This is a genomic window from Terrisporobacter othiniensis (genome assembly GCF_000808015.1).
Taxonomy (GTDB): domain Bacteria; phylum Bacillota; class Clostridia; order Peptostreptococcales; family Peptostreptococcaceae; genus Terrisporobacter; species Terrisporobacter muris.
On the sequence record NZ_JWHR01000042.1, the window covers coordinates 1 to 4,148 of the forward strand.

The 4,148-nt window shown below is 23.0% G+C and carries 6 protein-coding genes; all 6 read left to right on the forward strand.

Translation table 11 applies throughout. From position 1 onward, the window contains the following. Nucleotides 1-222: 222 nt before the first annotated feature. On the forward strand, nt 223-531 hold the full coding sequence (locus tag QX51_RS03765; RefSeq protein WP_039678583.1) for a hypothetical protein: 309 nt from the start codon (nt 223-225) through the stop codon (nt 529-531). Nucleotides 532-621: 90 nt separating this feature from the next. Further along, nucleotides 622-855: a hypothetical protein gene (locus QX51_RS03770; protein ID WP_139045034.1), complete on the forward strand. Its 234-nt coding sequence runs from the start codon at nt 622-624 to the stop codon at nt 853-855. Nucleotides 856-920: 65 nt separating this feature from the next. Continuing rightward, entirely contained in the window at nt 921-1,043 is a 123-nt protein-coding gene (locus QX51_RS21415) for a hypothetical protein (RefSeq protein WP_278246196.1), read from the forward strand. A 211-nt stretch (nt 1,044-1,254) separates the two neighbouring features. Beyond that, entirely contained in the window at nt 1,255-2,958 is a 1,704-nt protein-coding gene (locus QX51_RS19340; protein WP_052232866.1) for a sensor histidine kinase, read from the forward strand. Nucleotides 2,959-3,394: 436 nt separating this feature from the next. Then, on the forward strand, nt 3,395-3,655 hold the full coding sequence (locus QX51_RS21145) for a Bax inhibitor-1 family protein (RefSeq protein ID WP_278246197.1): 261 nt from the start codon (nt 3,395-3,397) through the stop codon (nt 3,653-3,655). Between the two features lie 284 nt (nt 3,656-3,939). Beyond that, the coding region (locus QX51_RS03785) for a hypothetical protein (RefSeq protein WP_039678585.1) at nt 3,940-4,148 on the forward strand (209 nt) is incomplete at its 3' end.

Sequence of the window (4,148 nt, forward strand, 5' to 3'; positions counted from 1 at the left end):
GTACATGATCTAAAAGATATATTGATAAATGATTCAGATAATGTGGAAATAAAATTAAATGATAGAATAATTGAAATATCAGTAAAAGAATTAAAATTTGATGCTGGATTAACAGCAATAGTATTTTATAAAGAGAATTATGTGATAGTTTTTACATATAAAAATTAACAACTATAGGGGGAATATAATGAGAAAGTTTTAATATGAAGGTAGATAAATGTTATGATTAAAGGGTATGGAAACTTTTTTAATGATGTAACAATAGCAATTGAATATAAATATTTAAGAAATAGATGTGAAAATGGTTGTGAATTATCGATTATAAAGCTAAAGAAAATAGTTGATACTATAGTTAAATATTATAATAATTTAAAAAATAAATTAGATAAAAACATAATTGATGATATAGAGAAATTCTGTATAAATAATACAATAAGAGATATAAAATATCTATGTATGTTATTAGAGTCTTTGCATAAACAAGATCAAGCTTGTTATAAAGGCATAAAAAATATATGTAACGCATTGTAAGAGAGTAATACGAATGCAAATAAAAATTTAAAAGCTTTAGCATATTTAAAATTAGCTTATAGATACCAATTCAATTACAACCATGATTTTATGAGTAAGATGATAACAACTGATGTTATAACTTTATTTGATGAAAATGAAAATAATAAAGATATGAAAAATTTAATATTCAATTATGCATTATTGCAGTTTGTACTGAAGTTGTTAGAAGGATTAACACCTAGACAAGTATTAGGAGTATTTCCTATAGAAAAATCGTTTGATGCATATAAATATAAAACTAAAGATTATTATAGTAGTATGGAGGTAGTCAATGATTTATGAATAGACATGCCATTAAAATATGAAACTGCAAAGAAATTTATAATGGGATGTATGATTGCCACTTTATGTTTGATGTTGGAGTAAGTATGATATCACTAGTAGGTGATTATAATAATTGGGGTGCATCTGATATAATGAAATTTATATTAGAGATAAAGAATGAGTCATATTTGAAAATAATTAAATAGTACTAAAAAATAAGGGATTTATGTAATAAATCTCTTATTTTTTTATGAATTTTATTTAAATGTAATTTGAATTGAAGCATTTATTTTATATAATTATAATAGAAAATTATAAAAGATAGAGCAATTAGATATAAAATAGTAAATTACTTAAATTAATGACGATAATGTGAATTAAAAATATTATATTAAGGGGTATTTAAGGAGAATAAGTATGAAAAAAAGGGAATACACAATAGAGAATTTAGAAGAGTTACTTGATAATCTACCCTATGAAATATGGATGAAAGATAAAGAGGGGAAACATATATACATAAATAAATTAGGGGCTGAGAATGTAGGTTTAAGTAAAGAAGATATAATAGGTAAAACAGATTATGAAATAAGGCCGGTTTATATAGCAGATAAATGTTTGGAAACAGATATAGATTTAATAACTGGGAAAATTGATAGATATAGCAAGGAGGAGAAAATTACAAATTTAAATGAGGTATCGCACCATGTTAATAAATTTATCATAAATAAAGATAAAGATATAATTTTAGGAGGAATTGCAGAAGAGGTAAGTATAAAAGAAAGTATTCAAGATATTACAGAGCATATAATGTTTAATGACTTTAATCTTGGTAATTTAAAAACTAATTACATAAAATTTTTAAAGGATAAACTCAAATCATTAAATTTAGCTTTAAAGAGCACAAACATAGACATATTTTTATATGAGGAAGATAGAAAATTTAAATTTTATATGAGGGCGAATGATGATATATGTATTTTTAATGATAATACTAGATTCATTTTAGACGAAGACTTTAAGAAAGAAATTCTAGATGAAAAAAATTATTTTTGCACATCAAAATATAAAAAATTTATAGAGCTTAATAATTATAAAGATGAATTAGTATCAAGACTGTACGCTATAGAAATAGCAGGTAATACATGCGCTTTGGTTAATATTCAATATGAAAATGCAACAGCTATAAAATATAAAGATGATGTATCTATAATTGAAATATTTAAAAAAATGTCAATCCTGATATTTCAATTGGAAAATGAAAAGGATTTTTTGGTATCAGACATAGAAAATAGGAGGGTAGAAGAAGCTATAGATTTTGAACATATAAAATCAAGCTTTATAGCTAATATATCTCATGAATTTAAAACTCCAATAAACATAATATTGTCGACTGTTCAACTGTTAATTGCAATTGAAAAGGGGGACTTCAATCGTATAACTAAAGACAGATATATTGAATATTTAAATATGTTGAAGCAGAACTCGTACAGATTATTAAGGTTAGTTAATAATGTAATTGACACAGCTAAAATAGAGAATAATTTTTATAAGCTAAACTTAGGGAACTATAATATTATAAAGCTTATAGAAGACATAACTATGTCAACATCAAGTTATGTTTCAGAGAATAATAGAAACATAATTTTTGATACAGATGAAGAAGAAGTTATTTTAGCATGTGATCCAGATAAAATAGAAAGAGTAATTTTAAATCTATTATCAAATGCAATTAAATTTTCAGAACTAGGAAGCAATATAAATGTTGATGTAAGCACAGATTTTGATAGAAATATAGTTTATGTATCAGTAAAAAATACAGGGGAATTAATTAGTGAAGAATATGCAAATAAAATATTTGGTCAATTTATGCAAGGAGAAAATTTATTTATAAGACGTACAGAAGGTAGTGGTATTGGTTTATATTTAGCTAAGTATTTTATTAAAATGCACAATGGGAATATATGGTTAAATTTAGATAATAAAGACTGTACAGAGTTTACATTCTCTATACCTATAGAAAAAGTACATGATAAAGAAAATTTTAATGAAGATATATATATTATCAACGAAAGCAAGATAATTGAGCAATGTAATATCGAATTTTCTGATATATATAAATAAAATAGTGGAAGATTGTATATTTAAAAGTTAGTTTTTATTTATTAGTCTGTATATAAAATAGTGTTTTAATATTGTATAATTGATAATATAAAATTAGTGTAATTAAATTTTAGTATAAACGAAAGAAGACGTTATTATGAACAAAAGTATAGAAAATCCTATATAAGCAATTTTTAAATATCTAGCTATATCTATATTATTTATGTTTATAGGTTTTATGTTTGGCCAGATGTTTATATCAATTAGTTTTTCATATTATGCAAATATAATATTTACTTTTTTTATGATAGGACTTTTAATAATGTTTTTATTATTTAAGAAAGAATTTAATTCCTAGAAGCTTTTCTATTAATTTTGTTTGTTCATTTACCTTTATTGATGGTATTCTTACATATCCGTTATTAAAATACCATTTGGAGGATTTAGGTTCACATCAATATTAGTTTCATCAATAGTTTTATTTGCAGTATTAGCGAAAATAGCAAGTAGAAAAGAATTAGGATATTATATAGAGTTAGGCAACATATTGTTTGAAGGTATTATAGGTATATTAATAGCATCAATAATTAATATATTTATAGGAGAAGCAATGCTTAGTTTATTAATAAGCATAGTAGGTATAGTAATATTTTCTGCATATGCTCTTTATGACATAAGTTTAATAAAGAGTGAGATACAAAATGATGAAATGATATAAAAGAATGATCTATCTACACATGTTTTAAATCTTTACTTAGATTTTATAAGTATATTACTAGATTTACTGAGCATAGATTCAATTTTAGATGATTAGTATATAATATTTTTATAGAGATGGCTAAATTCAATCTTAAAATAATTGATAGAGCCATCTCTATTTTTATATATAAAATATTATCAATATTCTATTACATCACTAGATTATGAAATAGATGAAGATATAAATATGTATGATATTATTCCAAATAGTAGTAAAAAATAGAAAAAGAAGTAATAAAAGATATGACACTACAAGAATATATACAAGAGTTCAAAAATATATTACCACCTACAAAAGCCAACATTTTTATTGATAGATATTACAAGATGACCGAAGAAATACTAAAAGATTATAATTATATGTTGCATGTAATTGAGCTTATTAATTTAGAATTAGAAGAAGAAACTAATATAGATCATGTAGATAAACTGAAATATATCAAGAATAAGAA

What these genes read in the sequence shown, in the direction of transcription:
- QX51_RS03765 (WP_039678583.1), top strand. Translation starts at nt 223, where the DNA reads ATGATTAAAGGGTATGGAAACTTTTTTAATGATGTAACAATAGCAATT.
- QX51_RS03770 (WP_139045034.1), top strand. Translation starts at nt 622, where the DNA reads ATGAGTAAGATGATAACAACTGATGTTATAACTTTATTTGATGAAAAT.
- QX51_RS21415 (WP_278246196.1), top strand. Translation starts at nt 921, where the DNA reads ATGTTTGATGTTGGAGTAAGTATGATATCACTAGTAGGTGATTATAAT.
- QX51_RS19340 (WP_052232866.1), top strand. Translation starts at nt 1,255, where the DNA reads ATGAAAAAAAGGGAATACACAATAGAGAATTTAGAAGAGTTACTTGAT.